Here is a 17,128-nt window from a genome sequence, read left to right on the forward strand (position 1 = left end):
CGGCGCCATTCTTGATTGAATCCCGGGAGAAGTCACCGGCAAAATACGGGCACAAGCGCAGATATTTCGGCGCATTCCGCCGCACTGAACCCGGGCTCAGCCCCGACCTGGGCGGCTCAGCCGTGCCGGCCGCCTTCCAGATAGGCGGCGCGAATCTCGGGGCGCTGCAGCAACTCGGCGCCGGTTCCGGCGAGCGTGATCAGGCCATTGACCATGACGTAGCCGCGGTGGGCGAGCTTGAGCGCATGGTTGGCGTTCTGCTCGACGATCAGGACGGTCAGGCCGTCCTGCCGGTTCAGGGTCCGGATCGCGTCAAAAATCTGGCGGGCGATCAGCGGTGCGAGCCCGAGCGAGGGTTCGTCGAGCAGGAGCAGGCGCGGGCGGCTCATCAGGGCGCGCCCGATCGCCAGCATCTGCTGCTCGCCGCCGGACAGCGTGCCGCCGCGCTGGACGTAGCGCTCCTTCAGCCGCGGAAACAGCGTGAACACGCGCTCCAGCGTCGCCTCCCGCTCCGCATCGGTGCATTCGGTGGCGTCCGCGCCCATCTGGAGGTTTTCCGCCACGCTCATACGCGGAAAGATGCGGCGGCCTTCCGGCGACTGCGCGATACGCAGATGCGCGATCTCGTGGGTGGGTACGTCGGTGATGTCGCGGCCTTCGTACAGGATCTGGCCGGCACGGGCGCGCGGCTTGCCGAAGATGGTCATCATCAGCGTCGATTTGCCCGCGCCGTTGGCGCCGATCATTGCCACGATCTCGCCGGCATTGATCTCGACGTCGACGCCCTTCAGCGCCTCGATCTTGCCGTAGGCGGCGCGCAAGCCGCGAATCGCGAGCAGGGGGGCGGGGGCAGACGTCACGACCCGCTCTCCATCACGGCCACAGCCTCGTCCTCGTCGGTGCCGAGATAGGCGGCGATCACCTTGGGATCGTCGCGGACCTCTCGCGGCGTGCCCTGCGCGATCTTCACGCCATGGTCCATCACCACGATGTGGTCGGAGATCTCCATGACCACGGACATGTCGTGCTCGATCAGGAGGATTGAGGTGCCGAGCTCGTTGCGGATCGACAGCAACAGCTCGCTCAGCGCGGCGCTCTCGCGCGCATTGAGCCCGGCGGCCGGCTCGTCCAGGCAGAGAAGCGCGGGCTCGGTGCACATCGCGCGCGCGATCTCGAGCCGGCGCTGGTCGCCATAGGCGAGATTGCCGGCGGCGTCATCGGCGCGGTCGAGCAGGTTGATCCGCTTGAGCCAGTCGGTAGCAAGCGCGATCGCCCGCTTTTCGGCGTCGCGATAGGTGGGGACGCCGATCAGGCCGAGAAACGTAAAGCCAGAGGCAAGCATCAGCGCGTTGTGCTGCGCCACCATCAGGTTCTCGAGCGCGGTCATGCCGGGAAACAGCCGGATGTTCTGGAAGGTGCGGGCGACCTTGGCCTGCTTGGCGATGCGGAAATCGTTGAGCCGTTCCAGCGCGATTTGCCGGCCATCGTCATGGGTGAGGCGGATGGCGCCGCCGCTCGGCTTGTAGAAGCCGGTGATGCAGTTGAAGACGGTGGTCTTGCCGGCGCCGTTCGGTCCGATCAGCGCGGTGATCTTCTTCCGTTCGGCCGCAAATGACAATTCCTGTACGGCAACGATGCCGCCGAAGCGCATGGTGAGCTGCTCGACGCTGAGAATTGGTTCGCCGCTCATCCGTGCCCCTCCTTGACGAGGTCGGAGGAGATGGCTTGCGCCTTGGTCAGGTACACGGTCGGTGCACGATGGCCGATGATGCCGCGCGGCCGCCAGATCATGATCAGCACCATCGCCATGCCGAACACCAGCATGCGGTAGTTCTCGAGGCTGCGGAACAGCTCGAAGCCGCCGATCATTGTGAGTGCCGCAAGCGCGACGCCGAGCTGGGAGCCCATGCCGCCGAGCACGACGATAGCGAGCACCAGCGCCGATTCCTGGAAGGTGAAGGATTCCGGGCTGATGAAGCCCTGGCGGGTGGCGAAGAACGCGCCGGCAAAGCCGCCGAACATGGCGCCTGTTGCGAATGCCGTGAGCTTGGTCGTCGTGGTGTTGATGCCGAGCGCGCGACAGGCGACCTCGTCCTCGCGCAGCGCCTCCCAGGCGCGGCCGATCGGCAGGCGGCGCAGGCGGATCGTGACCCAGTTGGTCAGCAGCGCCAGCGCCAGGATCAGATAGAACAGGAAGACGATGCGATGGGTCGGCGAGTATTCGATGCCGAGTTTCGCAGCCAACCCGTCGTCGCTGTTGTCGAGCGGAATGCCGAAGAAGGAGGGGCGGGGAATGCCGGAGACGCCGTTCGGACCACCGGTCAGCTCCTGCCAGTTGATGATCACGAGACGGATGATCTCGCCGAAGGCGAGCGTCACGATCGCGAGATAGTCGCCGCGCAGGCGCAGCACGGGAAAGCCGAGCAACACGCCCCAGAACGCGGCAAGGATGCCGGCGAGCGGCAGGCAGACCCAGAACGACCAGCCGAAACTGGTGGCGAGCAGCCCGTAGGAATAGGCGCCGACCGCGTAGAAGGCGACGTAGCCGAGATCGAGCAGGCCGGCGAGCCCGACCACGACGTTGAGGCCCCAGCCCAGCATCACATAGGTGAGCACGAGGATCGCGAGGTCGAGGATGTAGCGCTGGTTATAGAAGATCACGGGCACCAGCAGCGTGAAGATCAGAAGCGCTGGCGCGAGGTAGCGGCCGATGAACGATATCCCGCTCTGCACGGCTGGCGGTACCAGCTTCTCGGCGCCGGTCGGGCCGATCCATTGCCTGAGCAGCTCGATCACGATCGAGCCGCCGAACACTGCGCCGACGAGCGCGGCGAGGTCGCCGAAGCGCGTCCAATAGGTGAGCTGGCCGTCGGAGCCCGCCTCGGTACGGATGCCGACCATCAGCGAGAACAGGACCAGCGCGATCGCTGCGTTGATGAAAGCGGTCTTCAGAAGGAAGGGGATGCCGGCGGTGCGACTTGCGTTGCTGGTCTTGTGCGGGGTGGCTGTCACGCGGGGCGGTCCGTCAGACTTTTTCGACTTCGGGACGGCCGAGCAGGCCGGTCGGCATGAAGATCAGCACGACAATCAGGATCGAGAACGCGGCGACGTCCTTGTACTCGACCGAGAAATAGGCCGACCAGAACGTCTCGATCAGGCCGATCGCGAGGCCGCCGAGCATGGCGCCGGGCAGCGAGCCGATGCCCCCGAGCACGGCGGCCGTGAAGGCCTTGATGCCGGCGACAAAGCCCATGAAGAAATCGACCAGGCCGTAATAGAGCAGGTACATCAGGCCGGCGACCGCGGCGAGCGCAGCGCCGATCACAAAGGTCATGGAGATGGTGCGGTCGACGTCGACGCCGAGCAGCGCAGCCATGGTCTGGTCCTGCTCGCAGGCGCGCATGTCGCGCCCGAGCCGCGTGCGCGAGACCAGCCAGGTGAAGATCGCCAGCAACACGATGGTGGTGATGACCACCAGGATCTGGACGTTGGATAGCCGGATCACGAAGCCGTCCGCGCTCTCATGCAGCGTGTAGCCGCCGGTGATAAGGGGCGGGATCGGCTTGACGCGCGCGCCTTGCGCGATCTGAGAGTAGTTGGTCAGCACGAAGGACATGCCGATCGCCGACAGCATCGGTGCGAGGCGGAAGGAATGGCGCAGCGGCCGGTAGGCGATGCGTTCGATGGTCCAGCCATAGAGCGCCGTGATCGCCATCGAGACCAGCAGCACCACCAGCAGGATCACCGGGATCGCGGTCAGGCCGAGCGAGATCAGGATCAGGAAGGTGATCAGCGCGATGAAGCCGCCAATCATGAAGATGTCGCCATGGGCGAAATTGATCATGCCGACGATGCCGTAGACCATCGTGTAGCCGATCGCGATCAGGCCGTAGATGGAGCCGAGCACGAGGCCGTTGATGAGCTGCTGGGTGAAATAATCCATAGGCTGCCGTTACCCAAACCTGACGCGACTCAAAGGGAGGTCTTCGAGAGAGTGCTTAAGTTTCTTCTCGGGCCCCGGCAGCCCTTGAGCGTTCTTCCCGTTTTGTAACAGGAGGGAACTGGCGGCTGCAACTGGTCATGTCTCGGCATAAAGGCTTGTACAGAGGTCATTTCGGTTTCGGGTGTCATATCGCAGTTCCCGCAACTGCGAGGAACCGGGTTCGCGGAGCAACCAAAGTCGATGCTGACGGTTAGTCCGCACTGACGTCCAACAAGGGAGTTCCCCCAATGACGAACCAGCAGAACCAGAAGCCGGGCCAGCAGAGCCAGAATCCCGGCCAGCAGGGCGGCGGCCAAAAGCCCGGCCAGCAGCAGCAGGATCCGCAGCGCCAGGGCGACAAGCCCGGTCAGCAGCAGGGCGGACAGCACCGTCAGGATGACAAGTAGAGTTGGAACCAGATCTGGGAGCCCAGGAGTGAAGGAGGCCTCGCCGCAAGGCGGGGCCTTTTTCTTGGGCGGGGCGGCGCCGCCTACCGGCCGGTTAAGGTAAACAAAAGGTTTAAATTGCCGCCACAGTCCGATGCGAGTTAGCTCCCGGCAAAGCCTTCCCTCGAAGGCGGGTAGCAGGCGAAGCGGGAAGCGGCATGTTCAGGAATTGGCGGATCGGCTCGGTCAACGGCGCGCTGGTGGCGGCTTATTTCATTCCGGCCTGGACGATGGTCGCCTTCAACATCATGGTGGCGCCGGTGCACGGCCTCTATGAGCGGCCGAGCGTTGCCGTGGCGCTGTTCCTCAGCGACCAGCTTCAGATGTCCGGCCTGAGCACGGTGCGCGCGGCCTGGCTGCTGGCACTCGGGCGGCTGACCGTGGTGGCGTTCTTCGCGATCTATCTCGCGCTGCTCGCCATTCCGCGCACCCGCAAGAGCGGGGCCAGCGATGAGGCGCTCGGCATTGCGCTCGCGATCGGCAGCCTGATCTCGTTTGTGAGCATGGTGATGGCCTCGAAGGTCGGCGAGATGGCCGCGCTTCGGCTGCACGCCACCGAGCTTCTGCTGCTGCTCGGTGCCGCGGTCGTGCTGGTGATCGAGCGGCCGGCGGCTGCGCCGAAGACCGTCGACGTCGCAGACACTGCGCCGCTAGGTCTTGAGCAGGCCGAGCTCCTGCACAATCGCTGAGGCTTCCTTGACGGCGTGGTTCGCCGCCGGTACGCCGCAATAGATCGCCTGCTGCAGCAAGATTTCCTTGATATCGTCGGGGGTGAAGCCGCCCTCGGCAAGTGCCGCGCGCACGTGCAGGCGGAATTCGTCCCATTGCCCAAGCGCGACCATGGTGCCGATCACCAGAACCCGCCGCGTGCGCTCGTCGAAATGCGGCCGCGTCCAGATCTCGCCCCAGGCGTAGCGGGTGATCATGTCCTGGAAGTCGGTGTTGAAGGCGTTACGGTTGGCGATCGACTTGTCGACCCAGGCATTGCCCAGCACTTTTCGGCGCACGTTCATGCCGGCATCGCGGCGCTTCTGATCGTCCATATTGTTTCCTCCTTCGTCATTGCGAGCGTAGCGAAGCAATCCAGTCTGTCACCGCGGATGGATTTCTGGATTGCTTCGCCGCGCTCGCAATGACGGTCGTTGCTAGCGTTGCGTCAGGAATCCCACCACCGCGTCGGTGAACGCGTGCGGCTGCTCGACATTGGAAATGTGCGCGGCGTCGATGATGGTCATGCTCGCGCCGGGAATATTCGAGCGGATCAGCTCGCCCGCGGAGATCGGGGTTGCCTGGTCGTGGCGGCCGGCGATCACCAGCGTCGGGCTCTTGATGTCAGGCAGCAGCGCGCGCTGGTCGAGGGTCGACAGCGCCTCGCAGCAGGCCAGGTAGCCCTCGACCGGGGTCGCGAGCAGCATCGCCTTCATCCTGGCGGTGATGTCAGGCTCGCGCTCGCGGAAATCCTGGGTGAGCCAGCCGGCGATCACGCCGTCGGCGACCGCGGCGATGCCGCCCTTCTTCACGGCGTCGATGCGCTCCAGCCATTTGGTCGGCTCGGCGTAATAGCAGGAGGTGTTGGCGAGGATGAGCTTGCCGAAGCGCTCCGGCGCGTTGGCGCCAAGCCATTGCCCGACCATGCCGCCCATCGACAGGCCGCACCAATGCACCTTCTCGATGTTGAGATCGTCGAGGATCGCAAGCACGTCGCGGCCGAAACGTTCCATCGTATAGGGCGCGGGGGCTACGCTTGACTTACCGTGGCCGCGGCGGTCGTAGCGGATGACGCGGAATACCTGCGTCAGCGCCTTCATCTGCGGCTCCCACATCTGCAGCGTACAGCCGAGCGAGTTGGAGAGCATCAAGGTCGGTCCGCCGTCGCGGCCCTCGACGGAGACGTTGATCAGGCAACCGTCGGCATCGATCATGGGCATGCGGCGTCTCCGTTTTATTTCCGCTCAGGGCTGCTCTATTCGCGGTCGAGGCTGTCGAGCAGCCGGTCAATCAAGGCCTGCGATGCCCCTTGATAGGCCATCGGCTCAAATAGTGCCGTTATTTTCTCGGGCGTCAGATGCGCAGTGACCTGCGAATCGGCGGCGAGAATTTCGCGCAGATGTTTCCTTTCGGCAACCGCGCGCTTGCTCGCGGCCTCGATCAGATGATGGGNNTGTCAGCGAGCGCAAAGGTGACGGCTTCCGCCATGATTAGCCCGTGCGTCGCATCGAGATTGCTGCGCATGCGCGCCGCATCGACGTCCAGCCCTTCGGCAATGTCCACGATGGCCGCAAGCGCGCCCGAGGTGACCAGCATCAATTGCGGCAGCGTCGGCCATTCCGCGTGCCAGGGCCCGGCGCTGCGCTCGTGGTCCTGCACCTGGGCCGCAAAAATCGTCGCGGCGAGTTGCGGCGCCATGGTCGCGCAGCCAAGCGCGCTTGCGGCCGCGACCGGGTTGCGCTTGTGCGGCATGGTCGACGAGCCGCCGCGGCCCTCGCCAGCGGGCTCGAACGCTTCTCCGACATCGGTCTGCATCATCAGCGAGACGTCGCGCGCAATCTTGCCGCAGCTTCCGGCGAGAATCGCGAAGCTTGAAGCGGCCTCCGCGATGCGGTCGCGATGGGTGTGCCAGGGCGCTTCGGGCAGCGGCAGGTTCAGCTCCTGCGCCAGCCGTTCGGCCACCGCGAGCCCGTTGTTGCCGAGGGCTGCGAGCGTGCCGGCGGCGCCGCCGAATTGTAGCGCAAGGCCCTCGCGGCGGAGCCGCCGCAGGCGGCAGCGGGCGCGGGCGAGGCTCGAGGCGTATTCGGCAGCCTTCAGCCCGAATGGCATCGGCAGCGCGTGCTGAAGCCAGGTCCGTGCCACCATCGCGGTATTGCGATGGGCGCGGGCAAGTGTCGCAAAGCCCTTGATGGCGCGGCTGAGATCGGCGTCCAGCGCATCGATTGCTGCGCGAAGCGTGAGCATGGTCGCGGTGTCGATGACGTCCTGGCTGGTGGCACCCCAATGCACATAGCGCGCAGCCTCGCTGTCGGCCTTGCCGACATTCGCGGTCAGCACCTTGACCAGGGGGATCGCGAGATTGCCCGACCGGGTCGCGGCCTCGGCCAGCGCGGCCATGTCGAAGGTGTCAGCCTTGCAGGCGGCTTCGATCGGGCCCACTGCGGATGCGGGAATCACACCCGCGGCGGCCTCGGCCCGGGCCAGGGCTGCCTCGAAATCGAGCATGTTTTGCAGGGTGGACCGGTCATCGCAGACGGCGCGCATGGCTGCACTCGACAGCATCGGCGCAAGCAGGGGGGAGAGGGCTGTGCTCATGTTGCGCTGGACCTAATCACCATGCTTCGGCTCTGCCAATCCCTGACCGACCGCACAAGGCATTTTGCAGGTGCGAATATGCATTGCACGTGACCGGGGGCTGCCCTTTCCTTTGCGGCCTCCGTGCGTTACTTGAGCAATGTTATTCTGATGCGATCCAAGTTCGATATCCCCGGAGGCACCCCATGGCCATGACAATGAACGGCGAAGTCCAGCTTGCGGCGCCGCGCGAGGCCGTGTGGGAAAAGCTCAACGACCCCGCGGTGCTGAAGGCCTGCATCCCCGGCTGCGAGGAGCTGGAGAGGACCGACGACGGCGGTTTTCGCGCAACGGCGAAGATGAAGGTCGGCCCGGTCTCGGCGCGCTTCAAAGGCAAGGTCACGCTGAGCGATCTCGACCCGCCGAACGGCTACAAGATATCGGGCGAAGGCGAGGGCGGTGTGGCCGGCTTTGCCAAGGGCGGCGCGGTGGTCAAGCTCGCGGAGAAGGACGGCGGCACGCTGCTGTCCTACGAGGTCGAGGCGCAGATCGGCGGCAAGTTGGCGCAGCTCGGGCAGCGCCTGATCAACGGCACCGCCAAGAAGCTGGCCGATGAGTTTTTCGCGAATTTCGCCAAGGCGGTACAGGGCTGAACGTCCTCGCTTTCGTCATGGCACGTTGCGCCCGGGGCAATGTTGCCCCCGGCCATAATGGCCCATATGATGGGTTGGAATAATTATAAAAAAGAACCGCTTCGACGGGACCCGTCGGGGCGCTGATAGAGAGTGCTTATGGCAAAAATCTCCCTTATCGTGAACGGCAATCCTGTTACCGGCAATGTCGACCCGCGTACGCTTCTCGTGCAGTTCCTGCGCGAGAATCTGCGGCTGACCGGCACCCATGTCGGCTGCGACACCTCGCAGTGCGGCGCCTGCGTCGTGCATCTTGACGGCAAGGCCGTGAAATCCTGCACCACGCTGGCCGTGATGGCTGATGGCCATGAGGTGAAGACCATCGAGGGACTGGCGGCCGATGGCGCGCCGCTGCATCCGATGCAGGAGGCCTTTCGTGAGCACCATGGCCTGCAGTGCGGCTTCTGCACGCCCGGCATGATCATGACCGCGATCGACATCGTGCATCGCAAGGGCCACGAACTCGACGACCACACCATTCGCGAGGAGCTTGAAGGCAATCTCTGCCGTTGCACCGGCTACCAGAACATCGTCGCCTCGATCGCCGCCGGCGCGAAGGCGATGGCGAAATCCGATCTCGCGTAACCCGCGCACGCATCCCGCGATCAGGACACCCCCATGTACGAATTCAAATACCATCGCCCCGGGACCGTGCGGCAGGCTGCCAACCTCCTGGTGAAGAACGAAGACGCCAAGCTGGTCGCCGGCGGTCACACGCTGATTCCCGTCATGAAGCAGCGGCTCGCAAGCCCCCCGCATCTGGTCGACCTCTCCCATATCGAGGGGCTCAACACGATCGAGATGAAGGGCCGTTCGCTGGTGATCGGCGCCACCGCCAAGCACGCCGAGGTCGCGACCTCCGCCATCGTCGGCGAGGCGATTCCGGCACTGGCCAATCTCGCCAGCCAAATCGGCGATCCCGCCGTGCGCCACAAGGGCACGATCGGCGGCTCGCTCGCCAACAACGATCCGACCGCGGATTATCCGGCCGCAGTCCTCGCACTCGGCGCGACCATCGTCACCAACAAGCGCCGCCTCAAGGCCGAGGAGTATTTCCAGGGCCTGTTCACGACTGCGCTCGAAGCCGACGAGATCATCACCAAGGTGATGTTCCCGCTGCCGAAGAAGGCGGCCTACATCAAGTTCCGCAACCAGGCCTCGCGCTATGCGCTGGTCGGCGTGTTCGTGGCGCGGCGTCCGTCGGACGTCCGCGTTGCCGTGACCGGTGCGGGCTCGGACGGCGTGTTCCGCGTCGAGGCCTTCGAGGAAGCGCTGAAGAAGCGGTTCGCGTCGAAGGTGCTCGATGGCATCGAGGTGCCGGCGGAAGGGCTGAACAGCGACATTCACGGCAGCGCCGAATACCGCGCGCATCTTATCGGCGTGCTGACGCGGCGCGCCCTCGATGCCGCCAATGCCAAGGAATGATGGGCCTCATCAACTGGCCCAATACTTGCCCCGTTGAGGGCGCAAACGAGACTGGCCTTTCATGACTTCAGCGACCTTGCCGGCATCGGTCGATGCGATGCTCGAACTTTTGACCTCGCGCGGCTATCTCGCCGAGCGGTCGCTGGCGACGGTGACGTATCTCTCGCTGCGTATGGGGCGGCCGCTGTTTCTCGAAGGCGAGGCCGGCGTCGGCAAGACCGAGATCGCAAAGGTGCTGTCGGCGGCGCTGGGGCGGAAGCTGATCCGCCTGCAGTGCTACGAAGGCCTCGACGTCTCCTCCGCGGTCTATGAGTGGAATAGCGCCGCGCAGATGATCGCGATCCGGATGGCGGAAGCCGCCGGCGACACCGACCGCGACCAGCTCTCGAGCGACATCTTTGCCGACCGCTACATGATCAAGCGGCCGCTGCTGCAGGCGCTGGAGCCCGACGTCGCCGGTCCGCCGGTGCTGCTGATCGACGAGCTCGACCGCGCCGACGAAGCGTTCGAAGCGTATCTCCTGGAAATCCTCAGCGACTTCCAGGTGACGATCCCCGAATTCGGCACCGTGAAGGCGCCGCATCCGCCGATCGTCATCATCACCTCCAACCGCACCCGCGAGATTCACGACGCGCTGAAGCGGCGCTGTCTCTATCACTGGGTCGATTATCCCGCCGCCGATCGCGAGCTCGCGATCGTCAAGTCGCGCGTGCCCGGCATCTCGGCTAAGCTGTCGCAGCAGGTCGTGCGCTTCGTGCAGGCGCTGCGCAACCAGGACTTCTACAAGTCGCCCGGTGTCGCCGAGACCATCGACTGGGCCACCGCTCTGTCCGAGCTCGACGCCCGCTCGCTGACCCCGCAAGTGGTCGGTGACACGCTGGGCGCGCTGCTCAAGTACCAGGACGACATCACCCGGATGCAGGGCGACACCTTGCAGAAGGTGCTGAAGGAAGCGACGAGCGAGAATTGATCTCGCGTCACGACTGAGCTCGTCATCGGCGCGTCGCGACGGGACGAGTGAGAGTGCTGAACGATGGCCATCAACCACCTTGCGCCTGAGCAGACCGAGCAGTTCGCCGACAATATCGTCGGCTTTGCGCGTGCGCTGCGTGCGACCGGCATGCCGGTCGGGCCGGGCGCGGTGATCGATGCCATGAACGCGCTTCAGGTGATCGACATCGGCAGCCGCGCCGACGTCTTCACGACGCTCGAGTCGATCTTCGTCATGCGCCACGAGCATGCGCTGATATTCAAGCAGGCCTTCAACCTGTTCTTCCGCGCCTCCGAAGAGTGGAAGCACATGCTCGATTCGGTGCCGTTGCCGGATGGCGCCAAGAAGAAGCCGCCGGCCGCCTCGCGTCGCGTTCAGGAAGCGATGTCGCAGCCGCGGATGACGGAGACGCCGCAGCACCAGGAGCAGGATCTGCGCCTGTCGGTCTCCGACAAGGAAATCCTTCAGAAGAAGGATTTTGCGCAGATGAGCGCAGCCGAGATCGCCGAGGCGCTTCGTGCCATCGAGATGATGCGGCTGCCGCAGGCGGAACTGTTGACGCGCCGGCACCAGCCCACTCCGCGCGGCCTGCGGCTCGACATGCGCCGCACACTGCGCGCGTCGTTGCGCACCGGCGGAGACATCATCGACATCCATCGCCTGGGACGGATCGAGAAGCCGGCCCCGATCGTGGCGCTCCTCGACATCTCCGGCTCGATGAGCGAGTACACCCGCCTGTTCCTGCATTTCCTTCACGCTGTCGGCGACGCGCGTAAACGCGTCTCGGTGTTCCTGTTCGGCACGCGCCTGACCAATGTGACACGCGCGCTGCGCCAGCGCGATCCCGACGAGGCGCTGGCAAGCTGCTCGGCGGCTGTCGAGGACTGGGCCGGCGGCACGCGGATCTCGGCCTCGCTGCACAACTTCAACAAATTGTGGGCGCGGCGGGTGCTGAGCCAGGGCGCCATCGTGCTCCTGATCTCCGACGGGCTGGAGCGGGAGGCCGATTCCAAGCTCGCCTTCGAGATGGACCGGCTGCACCGATCCTGCCGGCGGCTGATCTGGCTGAACCCGCTTCTGCGGTTCGGCGGCTTCGAAGCCAAGGCCCAGGGCATCAAAATGATGCTCCCACACGTTGACGAATTCCGCCCGGTACATAATTTGAGTTCGATCCAGGAGCTGATCAAAACGCTCTCCGGGCCGCTGCCGCCGCATCACCGCAGCCTGATCCGCTCCGTAGCTTGAGAGGCCAACCATGCTCGATCGCGACGAGGATATCCTGAAGGCGGCGGAGGACTGGCAGAAGGCCGGCCGTGGCGTCGCGCTGGCAACCGTGGTGGAGACCTGGGGCTCGGCGCCGCGCCCGGCGGGATCGAGCCTCGTGATCAACGACGAAGGCACATTCCTGGGCTCAGTCTCGGGCGGCTGTGTCGAGGGCGCTGTGGTCACCGAGGCCATGGACGTGATCGAGAGCGGCAAGCCGAAGATGCTCGAGTTCGGCGTCGCCGACGAGACCGCCTGGAATGTCGGTCTGTCCTGCGGCGGCACCATCCGCGTCTTCGTCGAGAAGGTCGGCTAGCCGTGAAGCTCGCAATCCTGCACGAACTCAATGCCGAGCGCGCCGCACGCCGGCCGGTCATTCTGGTGACCGACACCGAGAGCGGCGAGCAGCGCCTGGTGAAGGCCGGGGACTTCGCCAAGGATCCGCTGCGCGCCGAGCTGGACAAGCAGCTTCGCATGGGCAAGAGCGCCAATGTCGAAGCCGGCGGCAAAAAGCTGTTCTTCAACGTCTACGCGCCGACCGCAAAGCTCGTCATCATCGGCGCGGTCCATATCAGCCAGGCCCTCGCGCCGCTGGCACGCTCGCTCGGCTATGACGTCACCGTGGTTGACCCGCGCACGGCGTTTGCGAGCGCCGAGCGCTTCCCCGATATTCCCCTGGTCGCGGAGTGGCCGGACACGGCGCTGCCGCCGCTCAATGTCGACGCCTACACCGCCTTCGTCGCGGTGACGCACGATCCGAAGATCGACGATCCCGCGCTGCTGCACGCCTTCGAGCGCAACTGCTTCTATATCGGTGCACTCGGCTCGCGGAAGACGCACGCCAAGCGTGGCGACCGGCTGCGGGCGCAGGGCGCCAGGGACACCGACATCGCGCGCATCCACGCGCCCATCGGGCTTGCGATCGGCGCGGTCTCGCCGTCTGAAATTGCGGTGTCGATCATGGCCGAGATCACGGCGGTGCTTCGGCTACCGCCAAAAGAAAAAGAAGAAGCGGCATGAAATTCGGCCCGGCGAGCCCCAAGGATGCGATCGGCGGGGTGACCGTCCACACCCTGCGCCAGGGTCCGCTGGTGCTGAAGAAAGGTACGACGATCGGGCCTGCCGAGGTCGAGGCGCTGACGCGCGCCGGCATCAAGGACGTCGTCGTGGTGCGGATGGAGGCGGGCGACGTCTCCGAGGACGTCGCGGCTGCCAGCATCGCGCTTGCGATCGGCGGCGAGGGCATTCACGTCGAGCGCGCCTTCACCGGCCGCGCCAATCTGTTCGCCGCGCGCCCCGGTCTGCTGGTGATCGACCGCGCCGCGGTCGACCGCATCAACAACATCGACGAGGCCATCACCTTCGCCACGCTCGCCGCCTACAAGCCGGTGGTCGAAGGCGAGATGGTCGGCACCGTCAAGATCATCCCGTTCGGCGTCGAAGGCAATTTGCGCGATGCCGCGGTGAAGGCTGCAGGCAAGGATGTGCTCAGAATCGCGCCTTACGTGATCAAGCGCGTCGGCGTGGTCTCGACACTGCTGCCGGGGCTCTCATCGAAGGTGGTCGACAAGACGCTGCGCGTCACCGCCGAGCGCCTCGCGCCGGCCGGCGCCAGCATCATCGCCGAGCGTCGCGTGCAGCACGACGAGCGCGCGCTGTCGGCGGCGATCAAGGAATTGCTCGCGCTCGGCGCCGAGCTCGTGATCGTGTTCGGGGCGTCCGCGATTGCCGATCGCCGCGACGTGATCCCGGCGGCCGTCACCGAGATCGGCGGCGAGATCGAGCATTTCGGCATGCCGGTCGATCCCGGCAATCTGCTTCTGATCGCGCGCGCCGGCAGCGTGCCGGTGCTGGGTGCGCCGGGCTGTGCGCGCTCGCCGGTCGAGAACGGTTTTGACTGGGTGCTGATGCGGCTGCTCGCCGGCATCGAGGTGACGCGCTCCGAGCTGATGGGCATGGGCGTCGGCGGCCTCCTGATGGAGATCGTGACGCGGCCGCAGCCGCGCGCCAAGCCGGAGATCGAGGGCAACAGCCAGGTCGCCGCCATCGTGCTCGCGGCCGGACGCTCGACCCGCATGGGCGGACCGAACAAGCTGCTCGCCGAGCTCGACGGCAAGAAGCTGGTGCGGATCGCGACCGAGCAGGCGCTGGCCTCCAAGGCCTCCGAGGTGATCGTCGTCACCGGCCATCAGACCGAGCTGGTCGAGCAGGCGCTCAAGGGTCTGAAGGTGCGTTTCGTCAAGAATCCGGATTTCGCGGGCGGCATCGCGAGCTCGGTCAAGGCCGGCATCGCGGCCGTCTCCGAAGCGAGCGACGGCGCGGTGGTCTGCCTCGGCGATATGCCGTTGATCGACGCCGGCCTGATCGATCGTCTCATCGACGGTTTTGCGCCGGACCGCGGCAATCTCATCGTCGTGCCCGTCAGCGACGGCCGCCGCGGCAATCCCGTGCTGTGGTCGCGCCGCTTCTTCAAGGAGCTGATGACGCTCGACGGCGACATCGGCGCACGGCATTTGATCGCCAGGCACACGGAAGCGGTTGCCGAAGTGCCGGTGGACGGCGAGGGCGCCTTCCTCGACATCGACACGCCGCAGGCGCTGGAAGCGGCAAGACGCGGATGACGGTGTCGTCTCTGCGGTGGCACATTTGGTAGATTACGCTTCGCTAATCCGCCCTACGGCACCACCTAATCGTCCCGATTTCAACCCCTCGTTCACCATCTGGAAACGGTCCCGCGCTTAGAGTCCTCTCCACCTGCCTTGGGGGGAGGGGCTTTTCCATGGTTTCGAACGTCGTCGCGCGCCGCTGCGCGATGTTTTTCTTTGCGCTGTCGGTTTGTGTCGCCGGCGCCCGTCATATGACCGAAGCCCATGCGGCCGGCGCGTTTGCCGTCGGCAAGTGCGGCGCCTACGGCCAGGCCTATGATTATGGTGCCGAGCACGAAGCGCGCGCCGCTGCACAGAGGCAGTGCAAGGGCGATTGCGCGACCGTGACGATGAAGCGCGCCTGTGCGGCGATGTCGGTCGACATGGCCAACCCCTGCGGCGCCTATGGCTATGCCGTGAAGCCGAAGATCTCGGCCACGCTTAATGCCGCGACGCGCGAATGCTACAAATTTGGCGGCAAGGAATGCGTGATCCGCGCCTGGGCCTGCGACGCCAAAGGCTAAGCGCAGCCATCAAGGGCTAGCGTAGCCATCCCGCATTGGTTTGCACCAGTTTTGCCGGTTGCTCCGACGCATCCACCGACCAGGGCACCTTGGCGCCGCTGAATTCCGACCAGGCTTTCAGCAGGCGCGCTTCGATGCCCACCATGGCGTGGGCCTGCCAGCCGGCGATCGCCGCCGCCGCCATGCCGCTGCCGGTCGAGCCCGCATCGACGTCCGCAAGCAATGACGTCGTCGTCGCCATGTCGTTGTAGACACCAAGCTCCTGCTGGAGGTCGGCGAGCCTGCGCGAGAAGCGCCGCACCGATTTGCGCTGCCCGCAGAGCGGGAGCAGGAAGTCGGCGACGTAGCGCAGCTTCTTCGCGGCGAGACGGACCCGGTGCCGCTCCTCCGTCGGCAGCGATTTGAAGCGACGGCCGCGCTTCAGCACCTTCGCATGCTGCACCGACAGGATGTTTCGTGCAAAATGGATCGCCGGCTCCGCCAGTTGCGCCAGACCTTCGGGAGCAACCTCGCTGCGCCAGCCGCGCGCTTCGATCCAGGCGCCAAGCCCGATCACGAAATACTGGCAGCGCCGGTCGGCGAGGGCGAGGCGGGCCTTGTCGTAGCAGGTCGCGCGACGTTCGTCGGCGAGATCACCCAGTGTGTCGAAGCCGGCAACCGACGGACAGCCATCGGCGACAGTCCGCAACGTCTCCTGCCGAAACACGTCCCAGTCACGTGCGCCGGAGAGACTTGCCGCAAGCCACTTCGCCTCGGCGCGCATCAGCTCGAGCTTGTTCAACGACACCACCGACCGCATCAGGTCGAGTGCGGATCGCAGGCGCCGTAGCGCAACACGAAGCTGATGCATCCCCTCGGGATCGCGGCCGTCCTCGGCCGCCGGCAACGACTGCAGCAGATGCAACAGACAAGAGCGTAGGATCTCGGAAAAGGCCTCGTCGAGTGACGTGGAGGAATCGAGACGAAGCTTTGGCGGCTTCGGTGCCCGCGGCGGCGTATCGGCCGCGAGGTCAAAGCCGCGCGCCGATTTGGTCCGGATCGAAGGTTTCACCGAACCATGCTCGGCGAGCCGCAGCGCCAGCTCCCAGATGGCGGACGGGCTGCCGCTCTTGAGTTCCAGCTCGATCTCGCTCACCGGCAGCGAGCGATTGCCGGATGTCAGATGTCCCTGATCGAAGGCGACCTCGATGGTGCCGGACGGCAAGTCGACGAGGCGCTGATGCCGGTGAATGTCGCTGCTGAACACGGCTTCGATCGCGTGACGTTCGAGATCGGCGCGCAGCTTGTCTGAAACCAGCGGCAGGGCCAGCGCCATGTCCGGCGTCATCGACGGGACGGCTGCCTCCCACTCGCCACGGCGCAGCGGATCGTTGCCGGATTCAGCCTTCACCGTCTGCGTGAATCGCGCGCCGCTCTGGCGAACCCTGAAGCTGAACCCGTCGCGCCGGAGCGCGCGCTTGGGCGTGTCGTAATACACGGCCTTGAGATGCTTGCGCGTCCCCTTGTTGCGCGCATTCGTCGCGATGATCGGCGCATCGTTGAAAGCCGCCAGACGATCGGAAGCCACGAGCAGCTTGAGTTCGATTTCGGTCGCGCGCGGCACCGCATCGCGAGAAGGCGGGGTTTCCGGCGCAGTCGCCTCTGCACGAGCTTCATCGGCGGAGAGGCCAGCTTGCAAAGACTCGTCGTGCGAAGGTGCGTTGTCAGGGAACGCGGAACCGGGCGCCTCACCAGCGGCGGGAACAACGAAGCCGCTAGATTTCTTCCCGTCCTCGGGGATCGGATGTCCGTTGGCCTTCGCAAGCCGTTGTACGGGTTCGAGGGCTCGCTTGATGGCGCCGGTTTCGGACATGCACGCTTTATGACAGTTCGGTGACA

General features: G+C 65.4%; 18 protein-coding genes and 1 pseudogene. 11 read left to right on the forward strand and 8 right to left on the reverse strand.

Annotation, left to right across the window (positions count from 1 at the left end; genetic code table 11):
* Positions 1-116: 116 nt before the first annotated feature.
* The 4 genes from FXB40_RS15710 to FXB40_RS15725 are packed head-to-tail and all read right to left on the reverse strand — an operon-like array spanning position 117 to position 3,943.
* Positions 117-860, reverse strand: coding sequence for an ABC transporter ATP-binding protein (locus tag FXB40_RS15710; protein WP_148773094.1), 744 nt, complete (start codon positions 858-860; stop codon positions 117-119).
* Positions 857-1,690, reverse strand: a complete 834-nt coding sequence (locus FXB40_RS15715; RefSeq protein WP_148773095.1) for an ABC transporter ATP-binding protein — start codon at positions 1,688-1,690, stop codon at positions 857-859. Before FXB40_RS15715 ends, FXB40_RS15710 begins: the two co-directional genes overlap by 4 nt.
* A complete protein-coding gene (livM, locus tag FXB40_RS15720) occupies positions 1,687-3,012 on the reverse strand; it encodes a high-affinity branched-chain amino acid ABC transporter permease LivM (RefSeq protein WP_148773096.1) in 1,326 nt (441 codons plus the stop codon). Before livM ends, FXB40_RS15715 begins: the two co-directional genes overlap by 4 nt.
* A 13-nt stretch (positions 3,013-3,025) precedes the next feature.
* A complete protein-coding gene (locus tag FXB40_RS15725; protein ID WP_148773097.1) occupies positions 3,026-3,943 on the reverse strand; it encodes an ABC transporter permease subunit in 918 nt (305 codons plus the stop codon).
* Positions 3,944-4,230: 287 nt separating this feature from the next.
* Here FXB40_RS15725 and FXB40_RS47930 point away from each other — a divergent pair, with 287 nt between their 5' ends.
* The gene (locus FXB40_RS47930) at positions 4,231-4,389 is read left to right on the forward strand and encodes a hypothetical protein (protein WP_187436909.1); all 159 of its coding nucleotides are present in this window, start codon (positions 4,231-4,233) and stop codon (positions 4,387-4,389) included.
* Positions 4,390-4,586: 197 nt separating this feature from the next.
* On the forward strand, positions 4,587-5,117 hold the full coding sequence (locus FXB40_RS15730; protein ID WP_148773098.1) for a hypothetical protein: 531 nt from the start codon (positions 4,587-4,589) through the stop codon (positions 5,115-5,117).
* On the opposite strand, the gene FXB40_RS15735 is transcribed toward FXB40_RS15730, so the two are convergent.
* The 3 genes and pseudogenes from FXB40_RS15735 to FXB40_RS15745 all read right to left on the reverse strand — a co-directional run bounded on the left by FXB40_RS15735 (position 5,079) and on the right by FXB40_RS15745 (position 7,731).
* Entirely contained in the window at positions 5,079-5,471 is a 393-nt protein-coding gene (locus FXB40_RS15735) for a carboxymuconolactone decarboxylase family protein (RefSeq protein ID WP_028142897.1), read from the reverse strand. The two genes, FXB40_RS15730 and FXB40_RS15735, sit on opposite strands and share 39 nt — an antisense overlap.
* A 102-nt stretch (positions 5,472-5,573) precedes the next feature.
* The gene (pcaD, locus tag FXB40_RS15740) at positions 5,574-6,356 is read right to left on the reverse strand and encodes a 3-oxoadipate enol-lactonase (protein ID WP_148773099.1); all 783 of its coding nucleotides are present in this window, start codon (positions 6,354-6,356) and stop codon (positions 5,574-5,576) included.
* 35 nt (positions 6,357-6,391) lie between these two features.
* Positions 6,392-7,731 (reverse strand): annotated as a pseudogene (locus FXB40_RS15745) (3-carboxy-cis,cis-muconate cycloisomerase).
* Positions 7,732-7,916: 185 nt separating this feature from the next.
* Between FXB40_RS15745 and FXB40_RS15750 the strand changes: the two are divergent.
* From FXB40_RS15750 to FXB40_RS15790, 9 genes are all read left to right on the forward strand, one after another.
* Entirely contained in the window at positions 7,917-8,363 is a 447-nt protein-coding gene (locus FXB40_RS15750) for an SRPBCC family protein (protein WP_015685124.1), read from the forward strand.
* Positions 8,364-8,501: 138 nt separating this feature from the next.
* Positions 8,502-8,987 carry a (2Fe-2S)-binding protein gene (locus FXB40_RS15755; RefSeq protein WP_057748873.1) on the forward strand — a complete coding sequence of 162 codons (486 nt, stop codon included), beginning with the start codon at positions 8,502-8,504 and terminating at the stop codon, positions 8,985-8,987.
* Between the two features lie 33 nt (positions 8,988-9,020).
* On the forward strand, positions 9,021-9,827 hold the full coding sequence (locus tag FXB40_RS15760) for an FAD binding domain-containing protein (RefSeq protein WP_148773100.1): 807 nt from the start codon (positions 9,021-9,023) through the stop codon (positions 9,825-9,827).
* A 61-nt stretch (positions 9,828-9,888) separates the two neighbouring features.
* Positions 9,889-10,797, forward strand: coding sequence for an AAA family ATPase (locus tag FXB40_RS15765; protein ID WP_148773101.1), 909 nt, complete (start codon positions 9,889-9,891; stop codon positions 10,795-10,797).
* Positions 10,798-10,860: 63 nt separating this feature from the next.
* A complete protein-coding gene (locus FXB40_RS15770) occupies positions 10,861-12,063 on the forward strand; it encodes a vWA domain-containing protein (RefSeq protein ID WP_148773102.1) in 1,203 nt (400 codons plus the stop codon).
* Between the two features lie 10 nt (positions 12,064-12,073).
* Positions 12,074-12,397: an XdhC family protein gene (locus FXB40_RS15775; protein WP_008564652.1), complete on the forward strand. Its 324-nt coding sequence runs from the start codon at positions 12,074-12,076 to the stop codon at positions 12,395-12,397.
* A gap of 2 nt (positions 12,398-12,399) precedes the next feature.
* Positions 12,400-13,101 carry an XdhC family protein gene (locus FXB40_RS15780; protein WP_148773103.1) on the forward strand — a complete coding sequence of 234 codons (702 nt, stop codon included), beginning with the start codon at positions 12,400-12,402 and terminating at the stop codon, positions 13,099-13,101.
* Positions 13,098-14,702 (forward strand): NTP transferase domain-containing protein, encoded by a 1,605-nt coding sequence (locus tag FXB40_RS15785; RefSeq protein WP_148773104.1) that lies wholly within the window; start codon positions 13,098-13,100, stop codon positions 14,700-14,702. Before FXB40_RS15780 ends, FXB40_RS15785 begins: the two co-directional genes overlap by 4 nt.
* Before the next feature lie 158 nt (positions 14,703-14,860).
* The gene (locus FXB40_RS15790; RefSeq protein WP_148773105.1) at positions 14,861-15,250 is read left to right on the forward strand and encodes a DUF4189 domain-containing protein; all 390 of its coding nucleotides are present in this window, start codon (positions 14,861-14,863) and stop codon (positions 15,248-15,250) included.
* A gap of 16 nt (positions 15,251-15,266) precedes the next feature.
* Here the strand turns inward: FXB40_RS15790 and FXB40_RS15795 are convergent, their stop codons facing one another.
* Positions 15,267-17,102: a CYTH and CHAD domain-containing protein gene (locus FXB40_RS15795; RefSeq protein ID WP_148773106.1), complete on the reverse strand. Its 1,836-nt coding sequence runs from the start codon at positions 17,100-17,102 to the stop codon at positions 15,267-15,269.
* Between the last annotated feature and the right edge of the window lie 26 nt (positions 17,103-17,128).

Origin of the sequence: Bradyrhizobium rifense (assembly GCF_008123425.1) — a bacterium.
Classification (GTDB): domain Bacteria; phylum Pseudomonadota; class Alphaproteobacteria; order Rhizobiales; family Xanthobacteraceae; genus Bradyrhizobium; species Bradyrhizobium rifense.

What these genes read in the sequence shown, in the direction of transcription:
- FXB40_RS15715 (WP_148773095.1), bottom strand. Translation starts at nt 1,690, where the DNA reads ATGAGCGGCGAACCAATTCTCAGCGTCGAGCAGCTCACCATGCGCTTC.
- FXB40_RS15725 (WP_148773097.1), bottom strand. Translation starts at nt 3,943, where the DNA reads ATGGATTATTTCACCCAGCAGCTCATCAACGGCCTCGTGCTCGGCTCC.
- FXB40_RS47930 (WP_187436909.1), top strand. Translation starts at nt 4,231, where the DNA reads ATGACGAACCAGCAGAACCAGAAGCCGGGCCAGCAGAGCCAGAATCCC.
- FXB40_RS15730 (WP_148773098.1), top strand. Translation starts at nt 4,587, where the DNA reads ATGTTCAGGAATTGGCGGATCGGCTCGGTCAACGGCGCGCTGGTGGCG.
- FXB40_RS15735 (WP_028142897.1), bottom strand. Translation starts at nt 5,471, where the DNA reads ATGGACGATCAGAAGCGCCGCGATGCCGGCATGAACGTGCGCCGAAAA.
- pcaD (WP_148773099.1), bottom strand. Translation starts at nt 6,356, where the DNA reads ATGCCCATGATCGATGCCGACGGTTGCCTGATCAACGTCTCCGTCGAG.
- FXB40_RS15750 (WP_015685124.1), top strand. Translation starts at nt 7,917, where the DNA reads ATGGCCATGACAATGAACGGCGAAGTCCAGCTTGCGGCGCCGCGCGAG.
- FXB40_RS15755 (WP_057748873.1), top strand. Translation starts at nt 8,502, where the DNA reads ATGGCAAAAATCTCCCTTATCGTGAACGGCAATCCTGTTACCGGCAAT.
- FXB40_RS15760 (WP_148773100.1), top strand. Translation starts at nt 9,021, where the DNA reads ATGTACGAATTCAAATACCATCGCCCCGGGACCGTGCGGCAGGCTGCC.
- FXB40_RS15765 (WP_148773101.1), top strand. Translation starts at nt 9,889, where the DNA reads ATGACTTCAGCGACCTTGCCGGCATCGGTCGATGCGATGCTCGAACTT.
- FXB40_RS15770 (WP_148773102.1), top strand. Translation starts at nt 10,861, where the DNA reads ATGGCCATCAACCACCTTGCGCCTGAGCAGACCGAGCAGTTCGCCGAC.
- FXB40_RS15775 (WP_008564652.1), top strand. Translation starts at nt 12,074, where the DNA reads ATGCTCGATCGCGACGAGGATATCCTGAAGGCGGCGGAGGACTGGCAG.
- FXB40_RS15785 (WP_148773104.1), top strand. Translation starts at nt 13,098, where the DNA reads ATGAAATTCGGCCCGGCGAGCCCCAAGGATGCGATCGGCGGGGTGACC.
- FXB40_RS15790 (WP_148773105.1), top strand. Translation starts at nt 14,861, where the DNA reads ATGGTTTCGAACGTCGTCGCGCGCCGCTGCGCGATGTTTTTCTTTGCG.
- FXB40_RS15795 (WP_148773106.1), bottom strand. Translation starts at nt 17,102, where the DNA reads ATGTCCGAAACCGGCGCCATCAAGCGAGCCCTCGAACCCGTACAACGG.